Genomic DNA, 17,634 nt, shown 5'->3' with positions numbered 1-17,634 from the left:
ACTGTACGCGGTTTCAGACTGGTCATTGATCCGTGGGCGATTATTCGCCGCGGGACTTCTGGATGATCTCCTCGGCAACAGCCTTGGGGACCTCGGCGTAGCTGTCGAATTCCATGCTGTAGACAGCGCGGCCCTGGGTGCGCGAGCGCAGGTCGCCGATGTAGCCGAACATCTCGGACAGCGGAACCTGGGCCTTGACGACCTTGACGCCCTGCGCATCCTCCATGGACTGGATCTGTCCACGACGGGAGTTCAGGTCACCGATGACATCGCCCATGTACTCCTCGGGAGTACGGACCTCGACGGCCATGACCGGCTCCAGGATCACCGGGTTGGCGCGGCGTGCGCCTTCCTTGAAGACCTGGGAACCGGCGAGCTTGAACGCCATTTCCGAGGAGTCGACGTCGTGGTACGCACCGTCAAGCAGCGTGGCCTTGACGCCGACGACCGGGTAACCGGCGAGGATGCCGAACTGCATGGCGTCCTGGATACCGGCGTCGACCGAGGGAATGTACTCGCGCGGGATGCGGCCACCCGTGACGGCGTTCTTGAACTCGTAGAGCTCGCCGTCGTTTTCCTGGGTGTCGAGCGGCTCGAAAGCGACCTGCACCTTGGCGAACTGACCCGAACCACCGGTCTGCTTCTTGTGCGTGTAGTCGACCTTGTCCACGGCCTTCTTGATGGTCTCACGGTACGCGACCTGCGGCTTGCCGACGTTCGCCTCGACCTTGAACTCGCGGCGCATGCGGTCCACCAGGATGTCCAGGTGGAGCTCGCCCATGCCGCCGATCTCGGTCTGCCCGGTGTCCTCGTTGAGGGAGACCGTGAAGGTCGGGTCCTCAGCGGCGAGCTTCTGGATGGCGGTCGACAGCTTCTGCTGGTCGCCCTTCGTCTTCGGCTCGATGGCCACGGAGATGACAGGCTCCGGGAAGGTCATCGACTCGAGGACGATCGGTGCGTCGGAGGCGCTCAGGGTGTCACCGGTGGTGACGTCCTTCAGGCCGATGACGGCGTAGATGTGGCCAGCCACGATCTCTTCGACCGGGTTCTCCTTGTTGGAGTGCATCTGGAACATCTTGCCGATGCGTTCCTTCTTGCCCTTCGTGGTGTTCAGCACCTGCACGCCCGGAACGGCCTGGCCGGAGTAGACGCGGATGAAGGTGAGCTGACCGAAGAACGGGTGCGAGGCGATCTTGAAGGCCAGAGCCGAGAACGGCTCGTCCTGGCTCGGCTTGCGAGTCAGTTCCTTCTCCTCGTCCGACGGGTCGTGACCGATCATCGGCGGCACGTCGAACGGTGCCGGCAGGTAGTCGATCACGGCGTCGAGCATGGGCTGCACGCCGCGGTTCTTGAAGGCGGAACCACAGAAGACCGGGTAGGCCTGCGAGGTGACCGTCATCTGGCGGATGCCGGCCTTGAGCTCCTCGAGCGTGATCTCTTCGCCCTCGAGGAACTTCTCCATGAGCTCGTCGGAGGACTCCGCGACCTGCTCGACGAGCTTCGCGCGGTACTCCTCAGCACGCTCCTGGAGGTCCTCGGGGATCTCGCGGGTCTCGTAGGCGGCACCCATGGTGACGTCGCCCTTGGAGTCGCCCGGCCACACGAGGGCCTTCATGGTCACGAGGTCGACGACGCCGACGAAGTCGGACTCGGAGCCGATCGGCAGCTGCATGACCAGCGGGGTCGCGCCCAGGCGGTTCACGATGGTGTCGACGGTGAAGTAGAAGTCGGCGCCCATCTTGTCCATCTTGTTGACGAAGCAGATGCGCGGGACGTCGTACTTGTCGGCCTGACGCCAAACGGTCTCCGACTGCGGCTCGACACCCTCCTTGCCGTCGAACACGGCGACGGCGCCATCGAGGACGCGAAGCGCGCGCTCCACCTCGACGGTGAAGTCAACGTGGCCAGGGGTGTCGATGATGTTGATCTGGTTGTTGTCCCAGAAGCAGGTGACGGCAGCCGACGTGATCGTGATGCCGCGCTCCTTCTCCTGTTCCATCCAGTCGGTCGTCGAGGCGCCGTCGTGCGTCTCGCCGATCTTGTGATTCACACCCGTGTAGAAGAGGATGCGTTCCGTCGTGGTGGTCTTACCGGCATCGATGTGGGCCATGATGCCGATGTTGCGGACCTTCTTGAGGTCGGTGAGCACATCCTGTGCCACGTTGTCTCCCTTTGTCTGTCGACTCGGGGACGACGACGGCCGAGGCACCGAGTGCCTGCAGCCGCCGTCGTCCTCAAATCATTTTTACCAGCGGTAGTGAGCGAAGGCCTTGTTGGACTCGGCCATCTTGTGGGTGTCCTCGCGGCGCTTCACAGCGGCACCGAGACCGTTCGATGCGTCGAGGATCTCGTTCATGAGACGCTCGATCATCGTCTTCTCGCGACGGTCCTTGGAGTAGCCGACCAGCCAGCGGAGGGCCAGTGCGGTGGAGCGGCCCGGCTTGACGTCGACCGGGACCTGGTAGGTGGCGCCACCGACGCGGCGGGAGCGGACCTCGAGGGCCGGGCGGACGTTGTCCATGGCCTTCTTGAGGGTGGCGACCGGGTCGGAACCGGTCTTGGCCTCTGCACCGGCAAGGGCACCGTAAACGATGCGCTCGGCGGTGGACTTCTTGCCGTCGACCAGAACCTTGTTGATCAGCTGCGTGACCAACGGGGATCCGTACACCGGATCGGCGACGAGGGGGCGCTTCGGAGCGGGACCCTTACGAGGCATTACTTCTTCTCCTTCTTCGCGCCGTAGCGGGAACGAGCCTGCTTACGGTCCTTCACGCCCTGCGTGTCGAGTGCGCCACGGACGATCTTGTAACGGACACCCGGGAGGTCCTTCACGCGGCCGCCGCGAACGAGCACGATGGAGTGCTCCTGCAGGTTGTGGCCAACGCCGGGGATGTACGCGGTGACCTCAACGCCGCCGGAAAGGCGCACGCGAGCGACCTTACGGAGCGCCGAGTTCGGCTTCTTCGGGGTGGTGGTGTACACACGGGTGCACACGCCACGGCGCATCGGGTCGCCCTTAAGGGCGGGAGCCTTGGTCTTGTTGACCTTCGGCGAGCGGCCCTTGCGGACCAGCTGCTGAATAGTAGGCACTTTCGTGTCCTCCGGTTTCTTTGACATGCTGCACCGACAACCTACGTTCTACGTCGGCGCTGCTACTTGGTCGTTTCATCGCGACGCAACGGAAGCGGAATCGACCGTAGGCGTGCAAAAGTGTGGCATTCGTTGCGCAATTTCCCCGCAACCCGGACCGAGTCCCTTTGCCACACATAAAACAATTGACTTCACCATAGCACGTTCCGCGCGGCTTAATCGAATCGAGCGCGACGCCGTGTTAAAGCAGTGGAACGCGAAACGGGGCGGCACCACACGCAGTGGTACCGCCCCGTTTCATGGCCTCGGTCGCCTAGGCGACTTGTCTCCCGGCTTAGCGGAAGTCGGAGCCCATGTCGTAGTCATCCATCGGGATGGCCGTGAACTCCGGGCTCAGGCCGGCGTCGACACCTTCGTAGTCGAAGCCGGTGAACGCGCTCGGTCCGGTGAAGAGGTTGGCCTTCGCCTCTTCGGTCGGATCGACGTTGACCTTGGTGTAGCGGTCCAGGCCGGTGCCGGCCGGGATCAGCTTACCGATGATCACGTTCTCCTTGAGGCCGAGCAGCGGGTCGCTCTTGGCTTCCATCGCAGCCTGGGTCAGGACACGCGTGGTCTCCTGGAAGGATGCGGCGGAGAGCCACGAGTCGGTCGCCAGCGAGGCCTTGGTGATACCCATGAGCTCGTCGCGACCGGAGGCCGGAGTCTGACCCTCGGAGATCGCCTTGCGGTTCTCCGCGGTGAAGCGGACGCGATCGGCGAGCTCGCCCGGCAGCAGATCGGTGCCGCCCTGCTCGATCACCGTGATGCGACGGAGCATCTGGCGGACGATGACCTCGACGTGCTTGTCGTGGATGCCCACACCCTGCGACTGGTAGACGTTCTGGACCTCGCGGACCAGGAACTTCTGCGCCTCGCGCGGGCCGAGCACACGCAGCACCTGCTTCGGGTCGATCGCACCGGCAACCAGCTGCTGGCCGACCTGCACGTGATCGCCGTCGACGACCAGCATGCGCGCACGACGCAAGATCGGGTAGGCGATGTCCTCGGAGCCGTCGTCAGGGGTGACCACGATCCGCAGCTGCTTCTCGCCGTCCTCGATGGTGATGCGGCCGGCGACCTCGGAGATCGGGGCGACACCCTTCGGGGTACGGGCTTCGAAGAGCTCTTGAATACGGGGCAGACCCTGGGTGATGTCGTCCGCGGAGGCGACACCACCGGTGTGGAAGGTACGCATCGTCAGCTGGGTACCCGGCTCACCGATGGACTGGGCGGCGATGATGCCGACGGCCTCGCCGATGTCCACGGTCTTGCCGGTCGCCAGGGAGCGGCCGTAGCAGAGCGCGCAGGTTCCGACGACGGACTCGCAGGTGAGCACGGAGCGCACCTTGATCTCCTCCACGCCGGCCTGGTAGAGCTGCTCGATCAGCACGTCGCCCACGTCGGCGCCGGCCTCGGCCAGCACGTTGCCCTCGGCGTCGGTGACGTCGACGGCCAGCGTGCGGGTGTAGGCCGAGTTCTCGACGGTCTCGTGCTTGCGCACGGTACCGAGCTCGTCGACGGTGGAGACTGCGACCATCAGGCCGCGCTCCGTGCCGCAGTCGTGCTCGCGGACGATGACGTCCTGCGAGACGTCGACCAGACGACGCGTCAGGTAGCCCGAGTTGGCGGTCTTCAGCGCCGTATCGGCCAGGCCCTTACGGGCACCGTGCGTCGCGATGAAGTACTCGAGAACCGTGAGACCTTCACGGTAGGAGGACTTGATCGGACGCGGGATGATGTCACCCTTCGGGTTCGACACCAGTCCACGGATACCGGCGATCTGACGCAGTTGCAGCCAGTTACCACGGGCCTTCGAGGTGACCATGCGGTTGATGGTGTTGAGCGTCTCCATGCCGTTCTTCATGGCCTCGGCAACCTCGTCGGTCGCCTTGGTCCAGATGTCGACCAGCTCGGTACGACGCTCGTCGTCCGCAATGAGGCCCTTGTCGAACTGGGCCTGAACCTTGAGCGCCTGCTCCTCGTACGGGGCGAGGATCTCGGCCTTGTTCATGTTCGAGGACACGTCCGAGATGGCCACGGTGACACCCGAGCGGGTCGCCCAGTAGAAACCGGCGTCCTTCAGGTTGTCGAGCGCCTGGGCGACCTCGACCTTCGGGTAGCGCTCGGCGAGATCGTTGACGATCTCGGAGAGGGCGTCCTTACCGGCAACGTGCTCGACCCACGGGTAGTCCAGCGGCAGGGTGTCGTTGAAGATGACCTGTCCGAGGGACGTCTCGATGAGCGCCGGGGTGCCCGGCTCCCAGCCCTCGGGAGCGGGCTGCTCCGTGGAGGGTGCGAAGTCGGAGACACGGATCCGGACGACGGCGTTCAGGTGCAGCTCGCCGGCGTCGTGGGCCATAATCGCCTCGGCGACCGAGGTGAAGACGCGACCCTCACCCTTCTCCCCCTCACGCTTGGTGGTGAGGTGGTGCAGGCCGATGATCATATCCTGCGAAGGCAGGGCGACCGGGCGACCGTCAGACGGCTTCAGGATGTTGTGCGAGGACAGCATCAGGATGCGCGCCTCGGCCTGAGCCTCCGGCGACAGCGGCAGGTGCACTGCCATCTGGTCGCCGTCGAAGTCGGCGTTGAACGCGGCGCAGACGAGCGGGTGCAGCTGCAGGGCCTTGCCCTCGACGAGCTGCGGCTCGAACGCCTGGATGCCCAGGCGGTGCAGGGTGGGTGCACGGTTGAGCAGCACCGGGTGCTCGGTGATGATCTCCTCGAGCACGTCCCAGACCTGCGGACGGTAGCGCTCGACCATGCGCTTGGCGCTCTTGATGTTCTGCGCGTGGTTGAGGTCCACGAGGCGCTTCATCACGAACGGCTTGAAGAGCTCCAGGGCCATCTGCTTGGGCAGACCACACTGGTGCAGCTTCAGCTGCGGGCCGACGACGATGACCGAACGGCCCGAGTAGTCGACGCGCTTGCCGAGCAGGTTCTGACGGAAGCGTCCCTGCTTGCCCTTGAGCATGTCGGAGAGCGACTTGAGCGGGCGGTTGCCCGGCCCGGTGACCGGACGGCCGCGACGGCCGTTGTCGAACAGCGAGTCGACGGCCTCCTGGAGCATGCGCTTCTCGTTGTTCACGATGATCTCGGGCGCGCCGAGATCGAGCAGACGCTTCAGCCGGTTGTTGCGGTTGATCACGCGACGGTACAGGTCGTTGAGGTCGGAGGTCGCGAAGCGGCCACCGTCCAGCTGGACCATCGGGCGCAGCTCCGGCGGGATGACCGGGACGGCGTCCAGGACCATGCCCAGCGGGCTGTTGTTCGTGGTCAGGAACGCGTTGACGACCTTGAGGCGCTTCAGGGCACGCGTCTTGCGCTGGCCCTTGCCGTTCTTGATGATGTCCTGCAGCATGTCGGCTTCCGCCTCCATGTCGAAGGACTCCAGGCGCTTCTTGATCGCTTCGGCGCCCATGTGGCCCTCGAAGAACAGTCCGTACTTCTCGCGCATGGCGCGGAACAGGCCCTCATCGCCCTCGAGGTCAGCGACCTTGAGGTTCTTGAAGCGGTCCCAGACCTGCTCGAGGCGCTCGATGGTCGCGTCCGCACGCTTGCGGACCTGAGCCATCGTCTTGTCTGCGGCGTCGCGGGCCTTCTTCTTTTCGGCGGCCTTGGCGCCTTCGGCCTCGAGGCGCGCGAGGTCGTCCTCGAGATCCTTGGCGATCGCGGCGATGTCCGAGTCGCGGGTCTCGACGAGGTTCTTGCGCTCGAGATCGTGCTGGGCCTGAAGGTTCGGCAGCTCGGCGTGGCGACGATCCTCGTCGACCGAGGTGATCATGTAGGCGGCGAAGTAGATGATCTTCTCAAGATCCTTCGGTGCCAGGTCGAGCAGGTAGCCGAGGCGCGAGGGAACACCCTTGAAGTACCAGATGTGCGTCACGGGAGCGGCGAGCTCGATGTGGCCCATGCGCTCACGGCGCACCTTGGCACGCGTGACCTCAACGCCGCAACGCTCGCAGATGATGCCCTTGAAGCGCACGCGCTTGTACTTGCCGCAGTAGCATTCCCAGTCGCGCGAGGGGCCGAAGATCTTCTCGCAGAAGAGGCCGTCCTTCTCGGGCTTGAGGGTGCGGTAGTTGATGGTTTCCGGCTTCTTTACCTCGCCGTAGCTCCACTCGTGGATTTCTTCAACGGTAGCGAGGCCAATGCGCATGAGGCCGAAGGAGGATTCGCTGGACATATGGTCCCTATCTCTCTTGTTCTCTGAAGTCTTCGCTGGGGCGGGCGGACCGCCCCGGGATGAAAAGTTCGGGTCCGACGGCGGGTGCCCGGCTCATGTGCCGGGACCCGCCGGTCGACCTAGACCTCTTCTACGGAGTTCGGCTCGGCCCGGGAAAGGTCGATGCCGAGTTCTTCCGCGGCCCGGAAGACTTCTTCGTCCGAGTCACGCATTTCAATCGTCGTGCCGTCCGAGGAGAGAACCTCGACGTTCAGGCACAGCGACTGCATTTCCTTGATGAGCACCTTGAACGATTCCGGAACGCCGGGCTCCGGGATGTTCTCGCCCTTGACGATCGCCTCGTAGACCTTCACGCGGCCGTGAATGTCATCGGACTTGATCGTCAACAGTTCCTGCAGCGTGTAGGCGGCGCCGTAGGCCTCGAGGGCCCAGACTTCCATCTCACCGAAGCGCTGGCCACCGAACTGGGCCTTACCACCCAGCGGCTGCTGCGTGATCATGGAGTACGGTCCGGTCGAACGCGCGTGGATCTTGTCGTCGACGAGGTGGTGCAGCTTCAGGATGTACATGTAACCGACCGAGATCGGGTCCGGAAGCGGCTCACCGGAGCGGCCGTCGAACAGGCGGGCCTTGCCGCTGTTGTCGATCAGGCGGTCACCGTCGCGCGTCGGCGTCGTGTGGTCGAGCAGACCGCGGACCTCGTCCTCTTCCGCACCGTCGAAGACCGGGGTGGCGACCGTGGTCGGCCCGGACTCGCGTGGCAGGTTCGGGAGCTTCTTGATCCACTCCGGCTCGCCCTCGATCTTCCAGCCCTGCTTGGCGGCCCACGCGAGGTGGATCTCCAAGACCTGACCGATGTTCATACGGCCCGGGACACCCAGCGGGTTAAGGATGACGTCGACCGGCGTGCCGTCCTCGAGGAACGGCATGTCCTCGATGGGCAGGATGCGCGAGATGACGCCCTTGTTGCCGTGGCGGCCGGCGAGCTTGTCGCCGTCCGTGATCTTGCGCTTCTGCGCCACGTACACGCGGACCAGCTGGTTCACGCCCGGGGGCAGCTCGTCGTCGTTGTCGCGATCGAAGATGCGGATGCCGATGACGGTACCCGACTCGCCGTGCGGCACCTTCAGGGAGGTGTCGCGGACTTCGCGGGACTTCTCGCCGAAGATGGCGCGCAGCAGGCGCTCCTCCGGGGTCAGCTCCGTCTCACCCTTGGGCGTGACGCGGCCGACGAGGATGTCGCCGGCTTCGACCTCGGCACCGATGTGGATGATGCCGCGCTCGTCGAGCTGCGAGAGAACCTCTTCGGAGACGTTCGGGATGTCCCGGGTGATCTCCTCGGCGCCGAGCTTCGTGTCGCGGGCGTCGACCTCGTGCTCCTCGATGTGGATCGAGGTGAGGACGTCTTCCGAGACCATGCGCTGCGAGAGGATGATCGCATCCTCGAAGTTGTGACCCTCCCAGGACATGAACGCCACCAGGAGGTTCTTGCCCAGTGCGAGCTCGCCCTTGTCGGTGGACGGGCCGTCGGCGATGAGCGACTGGTACTCGACGCGGTCGCCCTCGGAGACCATGACGCGCTGGTTGTACGCGTTGCCCTGGTTCGAGCGGGCGAACTTCATGATCGGGTAGGCCGTCTCGGTGCCGTCGTCGTTCATGACGATGACGAGGTCGGCGGAGACGTCGGTGACGACACCCGGCTTGTCGGCGGTGATGGAGTCGCCGGCGTCGACCGCGACGTACTTCTCCATGCCCGTGCCGACAATCGGGGACTCCGACTGCAGCAGCGGGACAGCCTGACGCTGCATGTTCGCGCCCATGAGCGCGCGGTTGGCATCGTCGTGCTCGAGGAACGGGATCAGGGCCGTAGCGCCGGACACCATCTGGCGCGGCGAGACGTCCATGAAGTCGATCTCGGAGGGAGCGGCCAGCACGGGCTCGCCGCCACCGCCGCGTTCACGGGCGAGGACGAGGTCCTCAGCGAAGAACTGGTCCTCCGTCAGCGGGGCGTTGGCCTGAGCGATCAGGGCCTCGAGCTCGTCGTCGGCCGTGAGGTAACGGACCTCTTCGGTGACCTTGCCGTCGACGACCTTGCGGTACGGCGACTCGATAAAGCCGAAGGCGTTGATGCGTGCGTAGGTCGCGAGCGAGCCGATGAGGCCGATGTTCGGGCCTTCAGGGGTCTCGATCGGGCACATGCGGCCGTAGTGCGACGGGTGCACGTCGCGGACCTCCATGCCGGCGCGGTCACGGGACAGACCACCCGGGCCCAGCGCGGACAGACGACGCTTGTGCGTCAGGCCGGCGAGCGGGTTGTTCTGGTCCATGAACTGCGACAGCTGGGAGGTTCCGAAGAACTCCTTGATCGCAGCGACGACCGGGCGGATGTTGATCAGCGTCTGCGGCGTGATGGCCTCGACGTCCTGCGTCGTCATGCGCTCGCGGACGACGCGCTCCATGCGGGACAGGCCCGTGCGGACCTGGTTCTCGATGAGCTCGCCGACGGCGCGGATGCGACGGTTGCCGAAGTGGTCGATGTCGTCGACCTCGACGCGCACGTCGACGTCTTCGCCGTTACGGACACCCTTGATCGTGTCCTCGCCGGCGTGCAGCGCGACGAGGAACTTGATCATGGCGACGATGTCGTCGTTGCCGAGCACCGAGGCGCCCGGGCCGGAGAGCGGCTTATCGACGCCGAGCTTGCGGTTGATCTTGTAGCGGCCGACCTTGGCCAGATCGTAGCGCTTCGGGTTGAAGTACAGGTTGTCCAGCAGGTTCTGGGCGGCGTCGACTGTCGGCGGCTCGCCCGGACGCAGCTTGCGGTAGATGTCGAGGAGGGCTTCCTCCTGCGTCTCCGTGGTGTCCTTCTCGAGGGTGGCGCGGATCGACTCGTAGTTGCCGAACTCCTCGAGGATGCGGGCTTCGCTCCAGCCGAGGGCCTTGAGCAGGACCGTGACGGACTGCTTGCGCTTGCGGTCGAGGCGGACGCCGACCTGGTCGCGCTTGTCGATCTCGAGCTCGAGCCACGCACCGCGGGACGGGATGACCTTGGCGGTGAAGATGTCCTTGTCACTGGTCTTGTCCGGCGTGCGCTCGAAGTAGGCGCCCGGGGAGCGGACCAGCTGGGACACGACGACACGCTCGGTGCCGTTGATGATGAACGTGCCCTTCTCCGTCATCAGCGGGAAGTCGCCCATGAACACGGTCTGCTGCTTGATCTCGCCCGTGTTGTTGTTCATGAACTCGGCCTTGACGTACAGCGGGGCGGAGTAGGTCGCGTCGCGATCCTTGCACTCGGCCTCGGTGTACTTCGGGTCGGCGAACTCCGGCTCCGAGAAGCTCAGGGACATGGTCTCCTGGAAGTCCTCGATCGGGGAGATCTCCTCGAAGATCTCCGCCAGGCCGGAGACGTCGGCGACGCCCTCATCGCCCACGGCCAGAGCCTGGGCGACGCGGTTCTTCCAGCGTTCGTTTCCGACGAGCCAGTCGAAGCTCTCGGTCTGGAGTGCCAACAGGTTGGGCACATCCAAAGGCTCATGGATCTTTGCGAATGAAATTCGACCAGCCGCTTCCGCGGACCGCGCCGAACTAGCGGTTACGTTTTGAGAGGTGCTCGAGGCGACCAAGATGGATCCTTCCACAGACCGTCAGGTTTCCGAGCGCCTCCCCCGACACATGACTTACAGCCCAGAGCATTCGCTATTAACGATTGCCCCGGGCTAAACCATGGGTATCGGGCCCACCGCTATATGAAGGCCAGAAGATAAAGAGGGAAGACGCAAAGCTCCATACTACACCCGGCCGCCTAGCATGTCCAACCACCGGTTGACAAACCCCGGGCGGCCCGGATCGGAGGTCCTCCCCCGCCCCGGGCCGCCGGCTCGCACGGCCCGCTACACCGCGAGCAGCGGCGCGAAGAAGTCCGCCAACTCGTCCGTTGCCGTCAGCGGCAGCACGTTCGCCACGTAGTGGTCCGGGCGCACGACGACGACGGCGCCGTCGCGGCTGATCCCGCGCGCGTCGAAGATGTCATCGCCTTCCTGGACGCCGAAGATCTTCTCGAGGTGTGTCAGCGAGAAGGGCCCGACCTTCGGTCGGAATGCTGCCGGCACCGCGTTGATGTCGATGTCCGCGTGCGCCTGCTGGTAGACGACTTTCACGTCGAACCACGCGTCGTCGTCGGCCCCCGCGGGCGTCGCCGCGAGCGGTGACTCTGCCGCCGTCGTCAGCCAGTTCGCGAACTCCGCGGTCGCCGACGGCGCCCCGGCCTCCGCACCGTCGGCGAAGACGTAGATGCGCCAGCGGCCGTCGGCCTCGGCGAGGTGCCCGAGCTGCTTGGGGTTCGAATCGCACAGCCGGACGACGGGCGCCGACTTGAACCGCTTGCCAATGGGGAACCCCGTGGCGAGGTCCTGGTGCGCCGGGGCGGCCACGAGCAGCGACGGCGCGTACTCGGTCATGAAGCCCGCCGGGAATTCCGCCGTGCGGACGTAGAAGTCCTCGAGCTCCGAAGGATCCTCGAACTCCTCCGGACGCTTGGCCATGAGCGTGGACCACTGCTTGTCGAAGTCGATGAGGTTCTGGGCGACGACCTGGCGCTCCTCGGAGTACGTCGACAGCAAGGACGCGGGGCCGCGCCCTTCGAGCACGTGGCCGAGTTTCCAGCCGAGATTGAAGCCGTCCTGCATCGAGACGTTCATGCCCTGCCCGGCCTTGGCGCTGTGCGTGTGGCAGGCGTCGCCGGTGATGAAGACGCGCGGGGTGCGAGTGCCGCGCTCCTCTGCGACGACGTCGTCGAACCGGTCGGTGAGACGGTGGCCGACCTCGTAGACGCTGTGCCAGGCGACGTCGCGCACGTCGACCGTGTAGGGGTGCACGATCTCGTTCGCCTTGGCGATCATCTGCTCGATCGTGGTTTTCCGCACGGCGCCGTGGTCGCCCGCGGGAACCTCGCCGAGGTCGACGTACATCCGGAAGAGATGGCCGCCCTCGCGCGGGATGAGCAGGATGCTGCCGCCGCCGCCGGACTGGATCGCGCACTTGAGCCGGATGTCCGGGAAGTCGCTCTCGGCGAGCACGTCCATGACGCCCCACGCGTGATTGGCCTGGTCGCCGTCGAGCGTGCAACCGATCGCGGAGCGCACCTTGCTGCGCGCCCCGTCAGAACCGACCACGTACTTGGCGCGGACGACGCGCTCGCTGCCCGCCTCGTCACCGGCGGTCCGAACGAGCGTCACCTCGATCGGGTACTCCCCTGCACCGGTGTCGGTCAGGTCCTTGAACTCGTATCCGTAGTCCGGCTTCATCCGGGTCGGCGAATTGGCCATGAACTCCGCGAAGTAGTCGAGCACGCGGGCCTGATTGACGATCAGGTGCGGGAATTCACTGATTCCCGCTGGATCGTCGATGGTCCGTGCCGTACGCACGATCTTGGACTGATCAGCGGGGTCCGGCTTCCAGAACGCCATCTCCGTGATGGCGTAGGCCTCGGCCGTGATGCGCTCGGCGAATCCGAAGGCCTGGAACGTCTCCACGCTGCGCGCCTGGATGCCGTCGGCCTGCCCGATCTCGAGCCGCCCCGGGCGGCGCTCGATGATGCGGGTGTTGACTCCCGGGAAGCGCGACAGCTGGGCGGCCGTCAGCATCCCGGCGGGGCCGGTACCGACGATCAGCACGTCCATCCGGTCGGGCAGCTCGTCGGGACGGTCGATTCCGGTACCGGCAGCCGGCTGGACACGCGGGTCCCCGGAGACGTAGCCGTGATGGTGGAAATGCACGGGATGGTCCTCACTTCGTTGTGCGGGCGGATGCACGTCGTGCGACGCCACCCTTGGTATGTTCTATAAACGAACTGCACGTTCGATTATCGCTACACTCATGGTAGGTGGCGGAGAACACGTTGTGCAAGGGCTCACATCGCACACGACGACGCGGGGCGGGCCGCGCCCCCGATTTCCGAGAGCACGGCCCGCCCCGCGTCACTGCAGCGTCTCCGCTGCGCTTAGCCGCCATCATTCAGTCGGCGACTGCGGCCTCCTTCAGGCGTCGCGGCGGTTCCGAGCGATCAACGCCCCGGCTCCGGCCATCAACAATCCGAGTCCCACCAGAGCCAGCCACCCAGCCTGGGCGCCCGTCTTCGGCAGCGGCCCCGGTGTCGGTGTGGGAACCGGTGCCGCCTCACGGCAAGCCTCGACCTCCGCCTGCGCGTCCGCACCCGTCTCCACGATCATCGCCGTGTTCGTGAACGAAGCACACTGACCAGCCTTCGCATCATGAGTCAACACATACTCGAACTCCGTCGACTCACCCTCCGCATTCCAGTCCGCCGAACCCAACACCACCGGCTCAGCACCCGGATCCGTCTGATCATCAACCACCTCAACCGACTTATCAGTCTCGGCATCCAACTCGAACACGACCGCAGTACTCGCCGTGACAGACCCGCCATCCCAGGCGACCTCCACCACGTTCTCACCCTCGTACTCCGGCTGCCCCTCGATCAGGCACTCGTACGCCAACGTGACCGTCGCCCCCGGATCGATCACGACGTCGCCGCCGCCCTCGATCACACAGGACTCGATCCCCTCGACACCGGGCACGTCCGCCACCGTCGCCTCGATCGGACCCTGCTCCTCCGAGTTCGGATTCATGACCGTGATCTCACCGGAGAGCATCCACCCCGAGTCCTCGACCCCACCCGGCGTCGCCGAAACCAGGTACTCGAACTCCGGAGCAGCACCATCATGAGCGACCGTCACCTTGCTCCGATCGACCTCCTTGGCGATCTCCCACAGATACAACCGATCGAAGCTCGCATCCGCCGTCTTCGAAACCAGCAGATCCGCCTCGTGACAGACCGTCACGTCCGCATCATCCATCGGGTTCTCACCCGTGACCACGACCCAGGCCGTGTTCGTGAACGACTCGCACGTCCCCGACTCCACCGTGAACACCAGCTCCTGCTCGAACTCCTTCGACCAGGACGCGTCCTCGGGATCAACCTCGTCCCACGACACCGTCCCCAGCAGCTCGCCCTCGGAACCGGGCACCGCCTCGTCGTCGAACACCTCGACGGTCTCATCCGTCTCCGCATCCAACTCGAAAGCGAACTCCACCGGAGAACTCGACGCGCTCCGCTCACCCTCATGCCAGGTGACAACCGCCGTGTTATTGCCGGTCGTCTCCGCGGTCGCACCCTCGGTCGTGCACGAGTAGTCCAGCTCGACCGTGCTGTTCGGCGCGATCGTCACCGTCCCGTCCTCGTTCAGATCCTCGTCCTCGACCGTGCAGACCAGGGACTCAACCGAGATCGTGTCCTCGACCTCAGCAACAATCCAGCCCGACTCGAACATGTTCGGATTCTCAATCGAGATCGTCCCGCCCAGCTCGAAACCATCATCGGCATAACCCTCACTCGACACCGAGATCAGATACGGGACCGTCGCCTCACCATTCTCATCAGCATCGACAAACTCATCGACACCCTCAGCACGCTCCTTCACCACATCCCACAAATACGTCCGATCGAAGGAACCATCAATCGTCTTCTCGACCACCAACGGTGCCTCACGACAGGCTTCGGCAAGAGCGTCGTCCTCAGCCAAGGTCAGGCCCTCATCGCCCACCACGCTGGCGACATTCACGAACTCGGCACACGTGCCGGCCTCGCCCACGTTCCACGTCAGCTCGTACGTGCGCTTCTCCGGTTCCATGCCATCCGACCAGGTGACTTCCCAAGCCGGATCGAAGGTGAAGTGGTCGTCCTCGACGAGGACCGTGTCATTGATCGGCGTGACCGACCACTCGTCAGCAGCGACCTCCGCAGTGCCCGTGGCTTCGCCGGTCGGCGTCGAAGCGGCGTCGGCATCCCACACCGCGGTCGCCACGTTCTCACCCTCGTACTCCGGCTCGCTCGTGAACGTGCAGTTGTAGTCGAAGGTCTGGCTCTCGCCGGCCCCGATCAGCCGCGTAGCATCCATGACGGCACACTCGGCCCCGCCGCCGATGTCGACGGCGTCGCTCACTGTCGTCTCGATGTCCTGCCAGTCATTGGGGTTCGCAACTGTAATCTCGCCACTCATCGCCCAACCCGAATCCTGGAACGAATTCGGACCCACCGTGACCTCGTACTCGACCGTCACGTCTCCAGTCTCGGGATCAGCCTCGAACGGCTGGTCGCCGAGCACGGTCTTCTCGATATCCCACAGATACGTCCGGTCGAAGCTGTGGATCACGTTCTTCTCCACGACCAGATCCGCACCCACACACAACGTCGCCTCGACGGTGTCAGACTGACCCGTCTCGACGATCGTCACCGTGTTATCGAACGTCTGGCACTCGCCAGCTGGAACCTCGCGGGTGATCGTGTAGGTGTTCTCGTACACGCCGTCCTCTTCGGAGCCCCATGTGATGCTCCACTCCGGGTCAAACGTGAACTGGCTGTCCTCGACGGTGACGGCTTCGTTCGCCTCCGTCGTCGTCCACGTGAAATCGACCGTGTCAGTGGCGGACGCCTCACCGGCGTTGTCCGGGTCGTCGACGTGGGACTGCTCCTGCGGGTAGTCAGCGTTGCTCCAGGTCAGCGTGACGGCGTTGGAGCCGGACTCGCTTTCCGGTTCGGCGCCGATCTCGCACTCGTAGTCGAGCACCGTTTCCCCGGGGCCGAAGGCGATCTGATGACCGTCAGCACCGCTGGCGTCGGCGGCGTCGATCACGCAGACCGTCCCGTCACCGAGCACGTCCTCTACCGTGGCCACCATCGACCCCGCGTTCGGGTTGTCCACGGTGATCATTCCGCCGGCGACGAAATCGGTCGCGGTCCGATCGCCCTCGAACACCTCGACCAAATACGTGAAGTCAGCGGTCGTCCCGGCCTGCTCGATCAGGGTCTGGTCCACCGACTTGTCGATGCCCCAGGTGTAGTCGACCTGGTAGGAGGCCTCGATCGACTTCTCGACGCTCAGCGGTTCCCAGGCGATCGGGTCCTCGAACGTGAACGTCACGCTCCCACCCGGCTCAACCGTCAGCGGCCCCTGGTCCCGATCAGCCGGCAACAAGTACCCGTCCGGCGCCACGACCTCGGTCACCGTGTACTCCCCCGGATTCACCTCAGCCAACTCGATCGTCCCGTCAGCAGGATCAGCATCGTTGGCATCGTTGTCCGTGACCGTCAACGTCCCCTCGCCACCAGGCAGCGGATTCGGATCGATCTCGAACGACGCACCACCGAGCGGCACCCCGTTCTCATCCGTCTTCAGGATCTTCAGACTCGAACACAGATCGAGATCGATCTGACCGCCGACGAAGTCCTTCAACTCCGACTGCTGGCTCGCCGACGCTGCCGAGCGCAGCATGATGTTCGCGAAATCGAAATCACCGCACTCGAGCATCCCATCGTCGCCACCGAAGATCGCCGAGAGATTGAACTTGAACTCGACCAGCGTCTCGTCCTGGCTCACCACATGATCCCAGGAGCCAGCCGGCAACGTTGTCGTCACCCAGCCCGACCCGTCCCACACCTGAACCTCAGGCGTGGAGAACGCATCATTATTCGCCGGGAACACGAACCGGAGATCGCCCACGCTGCGCACCGGGATATCCGCCCCGTTCGCATTCGTCGTCGAGGCCAGCTGATTCAGCTCGAGGAAATACCCGATCTGACCATTCGACGTGACCCGCTCGAACGCCAGCCACAGCCAAGCATCGTCCCCCACATAGTCAGCGGCAACCCACGTGTCCCCGACATCACCCGAACCAGGCGAACCAGCCGACTCGTTGTAGTTCCACGACGAAAGGTCGTTCTCCTTGGAACCATTCGAATAGACCGTCGTATCCGCGTTGCCAATCGGATCCGTCGCCATGTCGATGTCGGCCGGCCAATTCAGCAGAAAATCACTCGACGATGCGAAGGGCGTGAACACCTCCGCCGAAAGCACTTCCGGGGCCTCTTCCTCGACTGCGGGCGCCTCAGCAGCCGGTTCCTGCTTCGGTGCCGCCTTCTCCTCAGCGGCAGGCACCTCGGCCTGCTCCTCCTCGGCTGCCGATTCGTCAACGGGAGCCACTTCTACTGCCGGCTCCTCGGCCGATTCGTCCTCGCCGGCGGGCTCCTCCTCGAGTACAGGCTCCTCAGCCGAACTCGACTCGAGCTCCTCGTTGGTGTTTTCCTCTGTCGTAACCGACTGGTCTTCGGCCGCCGGGAAGATCTCCTCGTCGGCCGCAGCCATGGCGATGCTGCCGGAGAACATCAGACCTGCGGCGAGCCCCATGGCCAGCAAAGATTTGAGTCCGCGAGGCCCACTGCGTGGGGCGCGGTTGAGATG

General features: G+C 64.8%; 7 protein-coding genes. All 7 read right to left on the bottom strand.

Features of this window, described 5'->3' with window-relative positions:
• Positions 1–40 precede the first annotated feature (40 nt).
• Positions 41–2,161, bottom strand: a complete 2,121-nt coding sequence (gene fusA / locus EV380_RS01515) for an elongation factor G (RefSeq protein ID WP_102159524.1) — start codon at positions 2,159–2,161, stop codon at positions 41–43.
• Positions 2,162–2,245: 84 nt separating this feature from the next.
• Positions 2,246–2,716 (bottom strand): 30S ribosomal protein S7, encoded by a 471-nt coding sequence (gene rpsG, locus EV380_RS01510; protein WP_102159523.1) that lies wholly within the window; start codon positions 2,714–2,716, stop codon positions 2,246–2,248.
• Positions 2,716–3,090, bottom strand: a complete 375-nt coding sequence (gene rpsL, locus EV380_RS01505) for a 30S ribosomal protein S12 (RefSeq protein WP_102159522.1) — start codon at positions 3,088–3,090, stop codon at positions 2,716–2,718. Before rpsL ends, rpsG begins: the two co-directional genes overlap by 1 nt.
• 334 nt (positions 3,091–3,424) lie before the next feature.
• A complete protein-coding gene (locus tag EV380_RS01500; protein WP_102159521.1) occupies positions 3,425–7,315 on the bottom strand; it encodes a DNA-directed RNA polymerase subunit beta' in 3,891 nt (1,296 codons plus the stop codon).
• Positions 7,316–7,434: 119 nt separating this feature from the next.
• Positions 7,435–10,941 (bottom strand): DNA-directed RNA polymerase subunit beta, encoded by a 3,507-nt coding sequence (rpoB, locus tag EV380_RS01495; RefSeq protein ID WP_102159520.1) that lies wholly within the window; start codon positions 10,939–10,941, stop codon positions 7,435–7,437.
• A gap of 267 nt (positions 10,942–11,208) precedes the next feature.
• A complete protein-coding gene (locus EV380_RS01490; protein ID WP_130448864.1) occupies positions 11,209–13,092 on the bottom strand; it encodes an FAD-binding monooxygenase in 1,884 nt (627 codons plus the stop codon).
• Positions 13,093–13,353: 261 nt separating this feature from the next.
• Complete coding sequence (locus EV380_RS01485) at positions 13,354–17,580, bottom strand: SpaA isopeptide-forming pilin-related protein (RefSeq protein ID WP_130448862.1); 4,227 nt, start codon at positions 17,578–17,580, stop codon at positions 13,354–13,356.
• Between the last annotated feature and the right edge of the window lie 54 nt (positions 17,581–17,634).

Source organism: Zhihengliuella halotolerans, from assembly GCF_004217565.1.
GTDB lineage: Bacteria > Actinomycetota > Actinomycetes > Actinomycetales > Micrococcaceae > Zhihengliuella > Zhihengliuella halotolerans.
This window is presented reverse-complemented; position numbering and strand designations above follow the sequence as displayed.